Source organism: Streptomyces sp. NPDC002076, assembly GCF_053593835.1.
On record NZ_JBSFDI010000005.1, the window covers coordinates 169,413 to 185,009 of the forward strand.

The following is a 15,597-nucleotide window of genomic DNA, read 5'->3' on the forward strand; positions in this document are numbered from 1 at the left end:
CTCTCCGCCTGCGCGGCGTCGAGCACATGATCTTCGTACGCCGGATGGGCAGCGGGTCCCCGCTCACACTCCTGCACGGATACCCGGCGTCGTCCCACCAGTGGGCCAAGATCGCACCCGAGCTGGCCCGCAACCACACCCTGGTGATGCCGGACTTCCTCGGCTTCGGCGCGTCCGCCAAGCCGCGCGAGCACGACTACTCCCTGATGGAGCAGGCCGATCTGGTGGAGGCACTGTGGGCGCACGACGGCTTGAGTGCCACCCGGGTCGTCGCTCACGACTACGGCAGCTCGGTCGGGCAGGAGTTGCTCGCACGACGTTCGGAGGGCTCGCTGTCTGTGGCTCTGGTCGACATGACTCTGATGAACGGCGGCATCTACCCCGAACTGCACCGGCGTACCGACGCGCAAAGCCGGCTCCTGGACCCCCAGCTCGGCCCCGTGCTGAGCGCGCAGGTCGACCTGGACCGATTCGTCACCGCCCTCGCCGTCACGTTCGCACCCGCCTACGACGCGTTGACCGACAGCCTGGAGATGTGGCGGACGTACAGCCGTGACGACGGACATCTGAACTCCCATCTGCTGCTGCGCTATGTCCGCGATCGGGAGATGTACCGCGATCGCTGGGTCGACGCGCTCGAGGGGACAGACCTTCCGCTTCAGTTCGTGTGGGGTCTTCAGGACCCGGTCTCCGGCGCGCACATCGCCGAGCGGATCCGCCAACGGCTGCCCGGGGCACGGCTGCTCGAGCTGCCGGACGTGGGCCATTGGCCGTCGCTGGAGGTGCCGGAGCGAGTGATCTCGGCACATGAAGACAAGCGCTATTGATTGCGCATCGCGTTATGGGAGGCGACTGGTCCATGATCAATGAACCCGAAGAATGGACCGACCTCCGACAGGAGATGGCGGTCTGGCGGAACCGGTTCCTGCGGCTGCTCGACCGGTCGCCGGCGCCCACTGCGATCAGCCAGTCCGATGGATTGCTGGTGATCACCAATCCCGCATTTTCTGCCCTGTGGGGCCTGACGCCGGGACATATGCGTGATCTCAACCTGCTCGATCTGCTGGTCTCTCCGGACGAGGAGTCACTGCTCAAGATCTCGGAGGGGCTTCGAATCGGGCGTCGTTTCCGCTACCCGATTCGAGTCGAGTGGGACGCCGTGGGCGTGACGAGAACCGGCCAACTCACCGTGGAACCGGTCAGCGACGAAGTCATCACTCCGACGCTGCTCATGGTGTTCCTGCACGTCGACCCGATGGCGCACGGGGCAGAACCAAATCTGGCGCAGGAGTTGTCACCGAAAGAAGAACGCATCCTGGCGTTGGTCGCGTCCGGAGCCACCTCCGCGTTGATCGCCCGGTCGGTCGGCCTCACGGCGGACGGCGTCAACTACCATCTCTCCCGGATGTGCCGCCTGCTCAAAGTGCCGAACAGAACCGCACTGGTCGCCAAGGCGTATATCCTCGGCCTTCTGAACCCCACGTCCTGGCCCCCCGACTCGGAAGAAGGCCAGTGACGTCTGGCGGTGCCGCCAACTCTGACCGGGCGAAACGGCGGGCGAAACGGCGGAGGCGCCGGACGACCGCTCATCACACCGGAACCGTCCCGCTCGGTCCACTCAGTACGACGTCGTGGCATCGCGACCTGTCGCCTATCTGGACGATGGCGGCGTGAGGCTGGTGGTCGTTCGCCGTTGCAAGAAGCAGGCAGGGTCCGGATGCCGGCGAATCAATTTCGTAAGAGCCATCGGATTGCGTGGCGATCCGGCGCAGTTGGCTCCCATGCAGCGAGAGAAGGGTGATGGCGGCCAGGGACACAACGTCTCCGTAAGAGTTCCGTACCCGGCCGAAGACGCGGGGTGCTGCCTGCGAGGGAGGGGTTGGCTCGGTGGCGTTGCGCCGGTCGGGCGCCGCAGTTCGGGGAGCAGGCCTTCCACCGGATTCGTGCTGTGTACCGCCGGCTGGGGCCGCGAGGGAGACCGTGGAGCGGAAGTGTGCATGTGCGGCAGTGATCTGGTGGCTCGTGAGCCGCTGGTGACCGCCGCTATCACGGATCCACGCGACGATCAGGCCCAGGGCCAGGCCGACGAAACATCCCAAGGCGATCATGATCCAGCCACGCGTCAGGCCGGCATCGCCTCGAGCGTCGAAGTAGAGGATTGCGCGAACGCCGTCGTCGATCTGCCGCATGGGTTCGAACCCGGCGAGCCACCGGTAGGGGCTGGGAACGGTCTGGAGGGGGAAGCTCCCCCCGGACGAGGGCACCGCCAAGGCGACGAAGAAAAGCATGCCCACCAGCGACCCGAGTCCTCCGACCAGCGAAATGATGGTCTGCGCGGTCACCCCGACGGCTATCGAGGCGCACACGGAATAGATCCATAGCAGACCGAAGTGGGGTGTATCCATATGAAGGGTGAATTCACACGTGAGCAAAGTTGCTGTCGCGGTGACCGGTGACAGGACGGCCGACATGGCGGTCTTGGCCACCAGTGTTTGGGTGCGGGTGATCGGGACCGGCAGCTTGCTGGACCAGCGACGTCCGCGCTCGGCTGACTGATATCCGAGAGCGAAATCGACCGAGCTGCTGACGACACCCGCACCCAGATAGGCGCCAAGAGTGAGGACGAGGCTAATGTAAAAAGCGCTGAGGCCGAATCCGGAATGGTTGCCGAGAGGGCGATGCTCGCTCGTGTGCAACGTGACGGGGTCGGCCAGCAATATCTTCTCGGCGGTCGGGATCGCCTGGCGGTTCGTGTGGTGCGCGGGCCCCACGTGTGCCACGTGCGCAGCCAGCGTCGCGGCGATACGACTCGATACGGTGTGGGTCGTTCGCTCTCCGACGGCTTGAACCGAGGAGGTGGCCACACTGCCGGAACGGGGGTTTGTGAGCAGGTGGACACTCGGCTGCCGCGGAGCCGTCCCATGGGGCGCGACGGGGCCGGTCAAGGACAGGACGCCGCTGCTGAAATCAGCTGGAATGATCAAGGCGCCGTAGACTGCGTCTTTGTCCATCTCGGCTTCTGCCTCGCGCAGACTCAGCGTCTGCCATTCCACGCGTTGACCGGAATCCGACGCGGTCGTGATGCCTCGGACGATCTGCGGACCGAGGTGCACCTTCCGGCCGTCGACGTGCACCGCCTGGTCCTCGTCGACGATGGCGATCGGGAGGTGGTGGAGGTTGCCCGTGGGGTTGATGATGCCTCCGATGTAGGACAGCGACACCACCACGCTGACCGCGATCATGACGAGCGTCGGGAAGAACCAGAGGTTCGGTCGGCGCAGCAGATGTCGGGCGGTGGCCTTCGGCACGCCGGGAACATTGATCCTCATGGGTGTCGGATGCCTTTCGGGTTCCAGGTGGAGCTGCGGGACGAGACCTGAATGACGGTCTGCGGCTCGGTTTACGCCGCGGCCTGAGCGATGTCCGTGCGAGCCGATGCCTGTGCGGAAGTGCCGCGTGCGGTGCGCACGCCTTCCGATGCGATGCGGTCCGTCTCCGCGAATTGCCGCGCAGCGACTCGATGCGGATCAGGACCGGATTTCGATGATGACGTGCGAAGCGGCTCGATTCGCCGGCACGGCCTACAGGAATTCGTAGTCGAGGGCGCGGAGCGGTCCGCCGCCGCGTTCCCCGGCAGCTGCTCCTCGGGGGGACGGCAGGCGCCGCGTCCGGTCGGAGAGGACGCGGAACGGGAGCGTGGAGTCCGGTGTGGTGGACCTCTGCGACGACGTGGCGTCAGTTCTGTGGTTCGGCCCAGATGTCGGGCGTGACGACGCCCGTGGAGCGGCCGTAGGGGTCGAGCAGGCGGCCGAGGAGCTTGTCGTGGCGCAGGGTGATCACACGGTCGACGATGTCGAGGCCGGGGTGGGTGGTGGCGAGCTGGGTCTCCAGGCGCAGGGCGTCGTCCACGGAGTGCAGGCTGGCCTGCACGATGAGGTTGTGGGGGCCGGTGACGGCGGCGCAGTTGCGTGTTTCGGGCAGGCGGATCAGGGCGTGTCCGACGGCGGGCAGGTCGGCGGGCGGCACCTTGGCCCAGAAGGTGATGGCGACGGGCCAGCCCCCGAGGGGGCGGGCGAAGTCACAACGGAAACGCAGGACGTCGAGCCGGGTCAGTTGCTCGACGCGGCGCTTGGCGGTCGACAGGCTCACGCCCAGGTCGGTGGACAGGGCCTGGTACGAGGCGCGGCCATCGTGTGCCAGGCGGGCGAGAAGAGCGCGGTCGAAGGCGGTGATGTCTCCGCCGCCGTGCCGGGCCGGCTGGGGCGCGGCCGGTGCGGTGAGCTGCGCGCGTTGGTCGGGAGCGAGGGCCGCGATGCGCCATCGGCCGCCCTCGGTGAACATGTGGGTGACAATCCGGACGTCGACGGCGGTGATGCCGGGAACGTGCGGGAGCAGGTCGAGGGTGTAGCGGGACAGCGCGAGAAGGTCGCTGGTGGCGACGGTGGCGAGGATGTCGTGGCCACCGGCGGAGCGTTCGATGGTGAGCATGTGCGGATGACCGCTGAGGGCCTGGACGACGGAGGCGGTCGCGCCGGGGGCACAGTCGATCTGGGCGAAGGAGAGGCACATCTGGTCGAACATGCGCGGGCCTGGTGACAGGCCGACCCAGGCCATGCCGTGCTCAGCGAGGCGGTTGAAGCGACGGGCGACGGTGACCGGATCCACCCCGAGGACCCGGCCGAGCTCGGACCACGAGGCTCTCGGCCGGAGTTGCAGCGCGTGGATCAGCGCGAGGTCGTCCTCGCTCAGCCGCTTGCCATCTTCCTGCATCAGCACTGGCCTCATGGCGAGAATCCTGCGTTCTCCCGCTTCCTGCTGACCAGTCTCGCACTGTGGGTCGATGAGCTCGCATCTGCGGGCGGGAGCGGGAGGACCAGATCATGGCGTTCGCCGACTATCAGAACGAGATCTACTTCGCTGGTCTGCACGGGGTGGTGCCACGCCTGCCGATGACCCACGCCGACCTTGAACCGCCGGCTCAAGCCGCGATGACCCCGTCGGTGCGGTCCTACGTCGCCGGCGGCGCAGGGGACGAGCATACCCAGCGGGCCAATGTCACCGCTTTCGAGCAATGGGGTCTGGTCCCGCGCATGCTGGTCGGAGCGAAGGAACGGGACCTGTCGGTCGACCTGTTCGGCATGCGCCTGCCCTCGCCGCTCTTCATGGCCCCGATCGGCGTGATCGGGCTGTGCGCCCAGGACGGCCACGGCGATCTCGCCACCGCCCGCGCCGCTGCCCGCACCGGCGTGCCGATGATCGCTTCCACCCTGACCGTAGACCCGATGGAACAGGTGACCGCGGAGTTCGGCGGCACCCCCGGCTTCTTCCAGCTCTACACCCCCACCGACCGGGATCTGGCGGAGAGCCTGGTCCACCGTGCCGAGAAGGCCGGGTTCAAGGGCATCGTGGTCACCCTGGACACCTGGATCACCGGCTGGCGTCCCCGCGACCTGGCCATCAGCAATTTCCCTCAGCTGCGCGGAAATTGCCTGGCCAATTACACCAGTGACCCGGTCTTCCGCTCCCGGCTCGCCCACAGCCCGGAGGACGACCCGCAGGCCGCAGTCGCCGAGTGGGTGCGGATCTTCGGCAACCCCCTCACCTGGGACGACCTGCCCTGGCTGCGCTCGATCACTGATCTGCCACTGATCCTCAAGGGCATCTGCCACCCCGATGACGCCCGCCGCGCCAGGGACGCGGGTGTGGACGGCATCTACTGCTCCAACCACGGCGGACGCCAAGCCAACGGCGGCCTGCCGGCCCTCGATGCCCTGCCAGAGGTGGTCGAGGCCGCCGACGACATGCCCGTTCTGTTCGACTCGGGCATCCGCACGGGAGCCGACGTCATCAAGGCCATCGCCCTGGGCGCCACAGCCGTAGGCGTCGGCCGGCCCTACGCATACGGCCTGGCCCTGGACGGCGCCGACGGCATCGTCCACGTGCTGCGTTCCCTGCTTGCCGAAGCCGATCTCGTCATGGCCGTCGACGGCTACCCCACCCTCGCCGACCTCACGCCCGGCACACTCCGCCGCATCCGCTGACAGGATTTCCGGGGACGGCCCGCCACGGTCGTGCAGGGCCGCCCGCGGCGGATGACGCCGTCAGTCGTCACGACACTATGACGACATCACGCTCAGGCCAGGGCACAAAGCTGGTGGGCCAGGTCGCGTACCGGCTTCGCACCGAGGGCCACCACGAACCGCACCCGACCGGTACCCCGCGCCAGAACGTCTGCTGTCGGCTGTGCACCCGCGTGGTGCAGCGTCGCCACCCCGTGGGCTCACAGGGCACTGCCTCGCCATAAGTACCACGGAGGGTGGGAGGCGGGCCGCCCCGCGCTGGCTGTGCGTCCGGTGTGCGACCCCAACTCGGCAGTCCGTGTCGAAACCATCCGCCGTCATCTGATCGTGGGCCTTCTGCGGCTGGGTGATGTCGCGCCTGACCGGCAATGCCCCGCCTCCCTTCACTCTGGTGAGCCAGAGCGCTCGACAACAGCGGGCCGAGGCCGCAACGGCGGCAGCACGTCCGCCAACTCTCGCAATGTGCGGGAGCGCCACACAGGCGCCAGGAGCAGGCTGGATGGTGGAGGTGGGTTGCCATGGCGCAAGACGAAGCCATTTCGCCCGTCGCGGGTGCCGCGGTACTGGAAGCGCTGTTCCACCAGTCCCCTACAGGGCTGCTGATCCTGGACACGGAGCTGCGAATCCTACGGATCAACCTCACGAGGCCGGTTCTGCACGCCGCGCCCCCTGAACAGATCATGGGCCGACACGTCACCGAGGTGTATGACCTTTCCGCGCCCGGTGAGGTGGAGGCGATGCTGCACGGCGTGCTGGAGGACGGCACACCCGCGCGGGGGCGACTCGTGGGGGTGCGTCCGAAGGGCGGCGCGCCGGGGCCGGAGTACCTGTTCTCCGTCTCGGCATCTCGCCTGGAGGACTCGCAGGGGCGGATCTTGGGGCTGCTGACGGAGATGCTCGACGTCACCGAACGCGAAAAGGTGGACGCCCGTCTGCGTGTCCTCGACTCCGTACGCGAGCACGTGGGACAGACCCTCGACGTGGTGGCCACTTGTGAGGAACTGGTGCAGGCAGTGGTGCCGGACCTCGCCGACATCGCCGTGGTGGAAGTCGTGGACGCAGTGGTACGTGGCGAGGAACCTCCGCTGAGCCCCCTGGGACCGGTACCCCTGCGCCGTGCCGCCTACGGCCACCGCGGCGGCGGCGAGCAGATTCAGGCACATCCCGTGGGCGACGTGCGCGCTCTGCCCTTTCCGACGCCTTACGCACAGACGCTGACCGACCTCAAGCCCCGCCTCGTCGCCCTGAGCCCCGACGCGCCATGGCTGGCAGCCGACCCGCCCCGCGCCGAGGCGATCCGTGTATCCGGTGCCCGCTTTCTCATCACAGCACCCTTGACACTGCGGGGAACCGTGCTCGGGCTGCTGAGCCTGTACCGCACCGACCAGTCCGACGTCTACGACGAGGACGATGTCACCCTGGCCCTCGCAGTGGCCGCTCACACCGCGCTGTGCATCGACAACGCCCGCCGCTACACCCGCGAACACGCCATCGCCTCGACCGTCCAGCGCCACCTACTGCCTCCACACCCTGCGCCCCGGACCACCGTTGAAACAGGGCACGTGCACGTGCCGTCCGAGGTGGGGGGAGGCGGTGGGTTCGACACCTTCGCCCTGCCCGGCGCCCGCACCGCACTGGTGGTCGGCGAAGTCGCCGGCCAAGGCATCCATGCGGCCACCACCATGGGACAGATACGGACCGCCGCCCACTCCCTGGCCGCACTCGACCTGGAGCCCGACGAACTACTCGCCCGCCTCAACGACACCGCCATCAGCCTGGCCCAGGAACGCGCAGCCCTGCCGCCCGACGACCCCATGCCGCTCACGGGGAGCTGCGCGTACGCGGTCTACGACCCGCTCCCCCAGACCTGCACCATCGCCCTGGCCGGCCATCCTCCACCCGTCATCGCCCATCCCGACGGGACCACCGAGATCCCCGACCTGCCCGCCGGACCTCCTCTGGGCACCGCGGAGGGACCCCCCTTCGCCGCCACCACCGTCTCTGTCGCCGACGGCAGCGTCCTCGCCTTCTACACCGCGTCCCTGCTGCACACCTCACCGTCTCCGGACACCCTCCAACGGGTGCTGGCCCACTCTGAGCGGCCACTTCAGGATCTGTGCGATGACGTGCTCTACCGGCTGCGGAACGACATCCGCCACGGCGACGTGATCCTCCTCCTCGCCCGCACCCACCCGTTCCCCGCCGACCAGGTCGCCACGTGGCATCTCGACCACGACCCCAAAACCGTCGCCACGGCCCGCACCCGCGCCCGCCACCAGCTCATCCGTTGGGGAGTCGATGAGGAGACGGCGTACACAACCGAAATGATCGTCAGCGAACTGGTCACCAACGCCGTCCGCTACGGCACCCCGCCTGTCCGGTTGCAGCTCATCAAGGACGGCACACTCACCTGCGAGGTCCACGACAGCAATTCCCTCGCGCCACGGCTGCGCCACGCGAAGACCATCGACGAAGGCGGGCGCGGCTTGTTCATCATCGCCCAACTCGCACAGAGCTGGGGTGTCCGCTACACGCCCGACGGCAAGACGGTCTGGGCCGAGCAGACTCTCCCGCCCGCAACCACAGCCCGCCCCCAACAGCGGGCATAGGTATGTCACGACACGCATCACTCCGCGCCCGCCCGGAGTTCCCGCCGGACCGCGCCATTGAGATGCCGGGCTACCCGCACCCCCCAAGCCCACCTGCCAACGGCTACTCCAGCCTGGGGCCGGGCCTATTACGAGCTGTGGAGCCTGGCGAACGGCATGTGGCTGAGGAACGACACGAGCAACGGTCCGTTCGGTCCCCCGCACAGTCAGATTCATCTACGGCCTGCGCGCAGAGCTTGCCAAGGTCGTCACCGAACTCCTCGACGCCTTCTGAACTACTGGCCTCCGCGGTTTCGCGTCGTTGGAAAATCACGCCGGCCTGAGCTGTGCGTTGTCGCGGTGCTGCGGGCCGCGAGGCCCGTAGTCGATGTCCGCGCCGGTGTTGCTGCTGGTCATGACCGCGGCGGGAGCATCGTAGGGATCCATGACCGCTTCGATGAAGATCAGCGTGTCGTTGGGGGCGCTGAGGGCCTCCGTCAGGTCCGCAGTGGTCTTGACGACGAACGATCGCGCCGTGGTGTCCGGGCGGAGCACTCTCGGGAGATCCGCGTAGGCCCAGGTCGCGATGTCGTTGTACTGCTCGGTCTTGCCGAGGCAACCGCGTTCGATGGTGTATCCGCCGTTGTTGATCAGGAAGATCACCGGCTTGTGGTCGTGCCGCAGGATGGTCGACAGCTCCTGCGCGGTCAGCTGGAACGAGCCGTCGCCCAGGAACAGCAGGTGGCGACGGTGTGGTGCTGCGGTCAGCGTGCCGAGCAGGGCTGCGACCGAGTAGCCGATCGAGCCCCAGTTGATCGATCCGACGAAGGTGCAGCCCGGTGGCAGTCGCAGGCCGAGGAGGGCGTACGACGTGCCGTTGTCGAGGAGGAGCACGTCCCCGGCCCGGAGGTAGCCCTGGACCCCCCAGCTACTCGCAGAGGTCGCTCAAAAGCGATCGCCGAACTGCCCGGCCGACCTCACGGTAGGTGCCGACGGCTCACGCCCGACGGCTTGTGGCCCGCCCGGGACAACATGCGATGATCGACCGGGGCGGTCCGAGGAGGGTGCGCATCGCTGGACCGCGCCCGCGCCAGCTGGCACGTAGAAAACTCCGCGCCGTGCTCCACCGGGCGCGGAATCACGATCCCAAGCGCTTCCAGGCCGTACCCGACACCGCACAGCAAATCGAGAGAGAAGCCCCCTGGCGCGCGGCCGCCCAGCAGCGCGCCCAGCAAACCGCAGGCCTACGCCATCAGGCCCCGGGCCCCGTATTCATCACGAACGTCACACCTTCGGCGGGCAACTCGTGTCCGTCGTCGTCGAGGAACCCCACCCGCACGGCCTGACCGGTGGAACGCAATCGCCGCAGGGAAGAGGGTCCCGACGGGCGAGGGCGGTGCTGGTCACCCCACTGCTGGAGAGCCGCCAGCACGAGTTGCAGCTCCTGCCCGGCCGGAGTCAGGTGGTAGCTCTGCCGATGCCGACTGCCCGGCTCCTGGTACGTCCGCGTGCGCAACACACCGGCCTCGCTGAGAAGCTTGAGCCTGTCGCTGAGCAGGTTCGGCGCGATGCCGAGGGACGACTGGATTTCGGCGAACCTGTGCTTGCCCGCGAATATGTCGCGCAGTACCAGCAGAGTCCAACGCTCGCCAAGCACTTGCAGGCTGCGCTCGATGGAGCAGGCTGGCGAATCGTCCATGGGACCGGACACTTTCCTCGTCGATGGCACTGACACCCCGCCTTCCACATCTCTGCCGGCTTCCCACGTATGCCACGCGACTGCACGGCATGACCGAATTGTATACCTGCGTATCGGATCACTATCCAGTGTGCCGCTTGGACCGTGTCCCACATGACGGGTTTGAGGAGTCGTACGTCTGCTGACGTCCCTGCCGCCGTCTCATCGTCCGGCATGCCTCCCTGTGCCTGTCCCCACTCCTCGGCGCGGCGGGCTTCGCGGCCTTCTCCTTGTTCTGGGCCACGCTGGCCTTCCACCTGGCCCAAAAGCCCCTCGGCTCGGACCGGCCGCGGCCGGCCTATTCGGTCTCGGCAGCGTGCCCGGCGCCCTGGCAGCCCGCTACTCCGGCCGACTCACCGACCACTACGGCCCCGACACCGTCAACGCCATGACCCTGACGTCCGCCGGCACCGCCTTCGTCGTCTTGCTGCTCGCCGACGGGTCCGTGGTGGCGCTCCTGATCGGCTGCAACCCGCCGGGCTACGGCATCACCGGTGCACAGATAGCCAACCAGACCCGGATCTTCACCGGGCCCGTCGCCCTACGAACCAGGCTCAACACCGTCTACATCTTCGCCTTGTTCACCAGCGGCGCGATCGGCTCCGGCGTCGGCATCGCGCCCCTCCAAGCACATGGCTGGACAGCGATGGTCTGCGAGGGGATGGGCTTCCTCGCCGTCGGAGCGCTGTCCGTACCGGTTCATATCGTCAGGAAGCGACGCACACCCGGGGTGCAGAACTCCGCAGCAACCATCGACGTGATGCGTCGCACACACTCAGCCATTCGGAGACGGTAGGCAGTGGCGCGCACACCAACCCAGTGAAGCGCCTGTGTGTCGCCTCGCCCGCCTCGTCGGCGAAGGTGACTGAAGCCCGCGGCGAAGGATGCCGGCCTACTGGACAACCACCTCGCCGGGCCACGGGAAAGCCCATACTTGACTTTAAGAAGAAAAGTCAGGTGAGATTGCTACCGCCGATGCCAGTGCTCGGACCGCGTGCGACACCGAACGGATGGGACATAGACATGCAGATTCACGGCAAGACCGCCTTGGTGACGGGCGCCAACCGGGGGATCGGCCAGGCGTTCGCCCGAGAGCTTGCCGAGCACGGCGCCACGGTCTACGCCGCCGCACGCCGCCCCGAACTGATCACCGACCGCGGGGTGGTGCCGATCCAATTGGACGTCACGGACCCGGCCACCATCGCCACGGCGGTCGAGGCGATCGGGGACCTCTCGATCCTGGTCAACAACGCCGGAACCGCCCTCGCGGCGCCGGTGCTCACCGCGTCACTGGCCGACGCCAGGCGCGAGATGGAGGTCAACTACCTCGGCACCTGGGCTGTGACCCAGGCCTTCGCTCCGGCGTTGTCCCACAACGGCGGCGGTGCCGTCATCAACATGCTGTCCGCTGCATCCTGGCTGGCCCTGGAGCAGGCGCCCGGATATGCAGCGAGCAAGGCAGCGCAGTGGTCGCTGTCCAACGCCATGCGGCTGGCCCTGCGTGCGCAGGGCACCCGCGTGATCGGTGTGCACGTCGGGTATGTCGACACCGACCTGTCCGCCGGTGTCGACCAGCCCAAGATCAGTCCCGAGGAGGTCGCGCGGACCGCGATCAAGGGACTCCTCACCGGCGAGGAGGAAGTGCTCGTAGACGAGTTCAGCCGCCAGATCAAGTCCGCGCTGCCGAACGACATCGCCGAGCTGTACTCGGCCCAGTGATGGACAGCGGACTCATGAGCGACCCGTGACACATACTGCGCGGCAGTTCTGCCTGTCGATCCCTGCAACGAGGCGTCATCAGCAGCGCCCGGCCACGTGCCACTCGACACACACACACACCGAGCATGGCCTCTAGTGGGGTGCAGGGGCGCTGATCCATGCCGACGTACGCGAGGTGGTCGCCCGGCCCGGCACAGCCTTCTGTTTGTCGAACAGCTGCGGTTCGGCGACTCAGGGGCGGGTTAGGTGTTCAACGACTGCCGGGTCTCGCCTCGATCATTTACGTGCGTGCGAGAAACTCCGCGTCCACGACGAGCAGGCCCGGGACAACGGCGCCCGCATCGTCGTGAACAACAGACGAGTACTGTGAACGGCCATACACCGTCGAAGACCTTGCGAGTCACGTCTCTCCGACCACGACGACGTCCGTCAGATCCCTGACCAGCGCCCAGGAGGTTGCGATTGACCGGCCCGAGGTACGGCCGACCCGGGCGGTCATTGGGACACGTCATAGTCCTGGCCAGTCGCCGCTGCGCTACGGGTTTTACGGGCGACGCAGAGGATGTGATCCAGCGGACACCGAGCAATACGGCTCGATCCGCCACCGACTGAGCGGGGGTTGACTGTGTAAAGCCGGAACACCATGGACAGCACTGCGGCGGCACCTCGCGCAAGGTTCAGCACGTTGCCCGAGCGTGTCCGTATCGGCGTGGGCGGCTCGCAGCGCCGGTGTGGCAGCGAGCGCGTCCTTCGTGAGGCCGTCGCTCAGTTCCCGTATCTCTGAGAGGCCGAGTTCGTCGCCGTGGCTGGACAGTTGCTTTCGGACAAACGCCTTGGGGTCCAAGTCCTGAGACTCGAAGTTCTGGAATTCGGTGCCCAGTTCGTCCCGGATCTCACGCTTGGTGCTGTCGGAGAACTCCCGACTTGAAGATGCGAAGGGACTTGCCCAGTCCTCGCGCGGCGTCAGGGAGGCGCTTGGCTCCGAAGAGCAGCAGCGCGACAGCCGCGAGGATGATGGTTTCCATGGTGCGGCCGGTGGGGCCGAGTGGGTTGGGGCTGAGCCACTCGGCCCCACCGAGCGGGCCATGTGCAGAGGTCCGAACCGGTCATCTACCGGGGCGACGCGGCAGTGTGCGCCGCGCGTCCCTGGTCGCGGTACGGGGCCAGGAACGCCGTCAGCGCCGCCAGCATCTCCTCGGGCGCCTCTTCGGCGACCCAGTGACCGCAGTCGGGGATGACCACGGTCTGGACGTCGTGCGCGGCAGCCTTCATGGAGACCCCGGCTGCGCTACCGATGCTCAGCGCTCCACCGATCGCCAGGACGGGCATGGTCAGCAGGCCGGCCTTCTGGCGTTGCGCGTTCTGCGCCACCATGGTGTCGAACGCGCGGTAGAAGCCGAAGCTGCCCCGCAGTGCGTCGCGGTGGGAGGCAAGGGTGCGGATGTAGTACTCGGTGGCGTAATCGGGCAGCTTCTTCGCGGCCTGGATGTCGAACTCGTAGCCGAAGTAGATGTCTTCCCGTCCCCTGACGAGCAGCTCGTTCAGCTCCGCGAGCCGGTTGAAACCGATATGCCACGCCCGGTTGTTGAGCCCTTCGGGGCCGAAGAGCGGCGGCGAGACGCTGATGCCCGGGAGGGGTGCCTCGGCGACGGCCAGGCGGTCGACCCGCTCCGGGTGGTCGGCGGCGAGGGCGTAGGCGATCGGCATTCCGGTGTCGTGGCCGACCACGGCGAACCGTTGGTGACCGAGTGCGTCCATCAACGCGACCAGGTCATTGGCGAGGGTGGCGGTGTCGTACCCGTCCTGCGGCTTGTCGGTCAGGCCGATGCCGCGCTGGTCGACGGCGATGACCGTGAAGTCCTTGGCCAGCGCGGGCATCAGAAGGCGCCAGGCGTACCAGGTCTCGGGCCAGCCGTGCACCAGCAGAAGCGCTGGGCCGCTGCCTCCGACGACCACGTGCTGGCGCAGTCCGCCGGCTTCGATGAACCGGCTGGTGAACGTCTTGGTGAACCCTGCCGGGAGACTTGGCGCCTGTGAGACGGAGCCGAAGCCTTCCGCACTCCCGCCCGCCGGCCATCCGCGGCCCGTTCCCCCTTCGGCTGCTAGAGCCGACTGTGCAGGGAGCACGAGGGATCCGGCAGTCACTGCGATCGCCGCTGCGGCCGAGGTGGAGAGGAACTTCCGCCGAGAGTGCGGCAGGATCATTTCAGACATGGTAGGCCTCTTGGGTTGTTTGGCTTGTATGTATGGGCGAGACGCGAGGGGTGAGAGCGCCGGCGGCTCATCGGAGCGATGAGTGCTCATCGTTGCGACTTCGAACGCACTCACTTTTGAGCAGTGAAGGTGCTATCCGACCCCGATGAGGTCCGTCGCCCGGTGCGCAGTGCACCCCATCGGCGGCCTTGGCTGGATACCGGGGAATCAGAGCGTCAACGTGGCCGACAGCAGGGCGACTGCCGCGGCGATGTCACCGCTGATCCATTCCGGTCGGGCGGGCTGCCGCTTCCACAGGGCGAGCAGCAGCTCGGCGGCGGTGGCCTCCACCGTGGCCGCCGCGGGCCCGGAGTCCGCCGGCCGAGCCCGCGGCATGTCGCCCGGCTGGATCAGCCAGCTGTGACCCGTGTCAGTGGTACGCAGCGCCACGGGCGCCGGCAGCGGCTTCTGCTCGCTGCTGCCCCAGACCCTGGGAACCATCACGGCGAACACCTCGTCCACGCCGTCGGCTGCGATCAGAGGATCGACGTGCACCTCGGCCCCGGTGGCCAGCTGGGCATCGACCAGGTGGACCGCCGTGTCCTGGGCCACGCGCCGGAACCAGAGCGCCGCCACTGCGTCCTCCAAGCCAAATGCCCAGGTCGGAGCCATAGGGTCGGTCTTCTCCAGGGTGGCGAGCACGCCGGCCGCGCCCTCGGCGTACCAGTCGGCGATCTGCTGTCCGGCGGGCGGTGCGAACTGGTCGCGGGGCAACTCCCCGGTCTCCAGCACGGCTGCCGCGAAGCGGGACGCCTGGCCCAGATGGGTACCCAGGTCGTGCATGCTCCAGCTGCCGCAGGTGGCCACCGGGACGCTCGGGTCCGCGGTGCGCAGCAGCCGCTCGAGTGCCATCGCCTCCTCATGCAGTGTGGCCAGATAGGTGCCGGTGGCGAGAGGAAGCGGAGCGGGGGGCTGATTCACAGTGACCTCCGGAAAGGCGGGGACTGATGGCGGCGGTTTGCCGCGGCGGCCTGGGAACGTGACATGCGTTCAGGAGGCGATCGTGTGAGCGCCGCCCCCTAGGGCCGAAGGAAGCATGCACGGCAGGCTAGTCTTTTACAAGTCAGACTCCCCCGGCTTCGCGCACACGGAAGGCCACTCGGCGCCCCCGATCGACCCGACCCAGGCTTGCAATCTGACGCTTCGTCACCAGTTGGCCGTGTCCGCACAGCACAACCGGCGCCACCGGCACCCTGCCGCAAAAACCGCCGGACCGCAC

Annotated in this window: 12 protein-coding genes and 1 pseudogene; 6 read left to right on the top strand and 7 right to left on the bottom strand. The window is 67.7% G+C overall.

Annotated elements, in window-relative coordinates; genetic code table 11:
* Positions 1–26 precede the first annotated feature (26 nt).
* Together ACWCQS_RS12795 and ACWCQS_RS12800 are read left to right on the top strand one after the other, a co-directional pair.
* Entirely contained in the window at positions 27–827 is an 801-nt protein-coding gene (locus ACWCQS_RS12795; protein ID WP_451004454.1) for an alpha/beta fold hydrolase, read from the top strand.
* Between the two features lie 32 nt (positions 828–859).
* Complete coding sequence (locus ACWCQS_RS12800; protein WP_451004455.1) at positions 860–1,516, top strand: helix-turn-helix transcriptional regulator; 657 nt, start codon at positions 860–862, stop codon at positions 1,514–1,516.
* A 73-nt stretch (positions 1,517–1,589) separates the two neighbouring features.
* Here the strand turns inward: ACWCQS_RS12800 and ACWCQS_RS12805 are convergent, their stop codons facing one another.
* Both ACWCQS_RS12805 and ACWCQS_RS12810 read right to left on the bottom strand, forming a co-directional pair.
* On the bottom strand, positions 1,590–3,329 hold the full coding sequence (locus tag ACWCQS_RS12805; protein WP_451004456.1) for a DUF3533 domain-containing protein: 1,740 nt from the start codon (positions 3,327–3,329) through the stop codon (positions 1,590–1,592).
* Between the two features lie 406 nt (positions 3,330–3,735).
* Entirely contained in the window at positions 3,736–4,785 is a 1,050-nt protein-coding gene (locus tag ACWCQS_RS12810) for an Lrp/AsnC family transcriptional regulator (RefSeq protein ID WP_451004457.1), read from the bottom strand.
* Between the two features lie 95 nt (positions 4,786–4,880).
* Here ACWCQS_RS12810 and ACWCQS_RS12815 point away from each other — a divergent pair, with 95 nt between their 5' ends.
* Positions 4,881–6,041: a lactate 2-monooxygenase gene (locus tag ACWCQS_RS12815; protein WP_451004458.1), complete on the top strand. Its 1,161-nt coding sequence runs from the start codon at positions 4,881–4,883 to the stop codon at positions 6,039–6,041.
* A 557-nt stretch (positions 6,042–6,598) separates the two neighbouring features.
* The gene (locus ACWCQS_RS12820; RefSeq protein WP_451004459.1) at positions 6,599–8,689 is read left to right on the top strand and encodes a SpoIIE family protein phosphatase; all 2,091 of its coding nucleotides are present in this window, start codon (positions 6,599–6,601) and stop codon (positions 8,687–8,689) included.
* Positions 8,690–8,998: 309 nt separating this feature from the next.
* Here ACWCQS_RS12820 and ACWCQS_RS12825 read toward each other — a convergent pair whose 3' ends face one another.
* Positions 8,999–9,562: a thiamine pyrophosphate-dependent enzyme gene (locus ACWCQS_RS12825; RefSeq protein ID WP_451004460.1), complete on the bottom strand. Its 564-nt coding sequence runs from the start codon at positions 9,560–9,562 to the stop codon at positions 8,999–9,001.
* Positions 9,563–9,920: 358 nt separating this feature from the next.
* Positions 9,921–10,367 carry a winged helix-turn-helix transcriptional regulator gene (locus ACWCQS_RS12830; protein ID WP_451004461.1) on the bottom strand — a complete coding sequence of 149 codons (447 nt, stop codon included), beginning with the start codon at positions 10,365–10,367 and terminating at the stop codon, positions 9,921–9,923.
* Between the two features lie 427 nt (positions 10,368–10,794).
* On the opposite strand from ACWCQS_RS12830, the gene ACWCQS_RS12835 reads away from it, so the two are divergent.
* Both ACWCQS_RS12835 and ACWCQS_RS12840 read left to right on the top strand, forming a co-directional pair.
* Positions 10,795–11,202 (top strand): hypothetical protein, encoded by a 408-nt coding sequence (locus tag ACWCQS_RS12835; protein ID WP_451004462.1) that lies wholly within the window; start codon positions 10,795–10,797, stop codon positions 11,200–11,202.
* Between the two features lie 227 nt (positions 11,203–11,429).
* Positions 11,430–12,125, top strand: a complete 696-nt coding sequence (locus tag ACWCQS_RS12840; protein ID WP_451004463.1) for an SDR family oxidoreductase — start codon at positions 11,430–11,432, stop codon at positions 12,123–12,125.
* 920 nt (positions 12,126–13,045) lie between these two features.
* On the opposite strand, the pseudogene ACWCQS_RS12845 reads toward ACWCQS_RS12840, so the two are convergent.
* From ACWCQS_RS12845 to ACWCQS_RS12855, 3 genes and pseudogenes are all read right to left on the bottom strand, one after another.
* Positions 13,046–13,150 (bottom strand): annotated as a pseudogene (locus tag ACWCQS_RS12845) (twin-arginine translocase TatA/TatE family subunit); the annotation flags it as partial.
* 85 nt (positions 13,151–13,235) lie between these two features.
* A complete protein-coding gene (locus ACWCQS_RS12850) occupies positions 13,236–14,330 on the bottom strand; it encodes an alpha/beta fold hydrolase (RefSeq protein WP_451004464.1) in 1,095 nt (364 codons plus the stop codon).
* A 216-nt stretch (positions 14,331–14,546) separates the two neighbouring features.
* Positions 14,547–15,299, bottom strand: a complete 753-nt coding sequence (locus tag ACWCQS_RS12855) for a maleylpyruvate isomerase family mycothiol-dependent enzyme (RefSeq protein ID WP_451004465.1) — start codon at positions 15,297–15,299, stop codon at positions 14,547–14,549.
* Positions 15,300–15,597 lie beyond the last annotated feature (298 nt).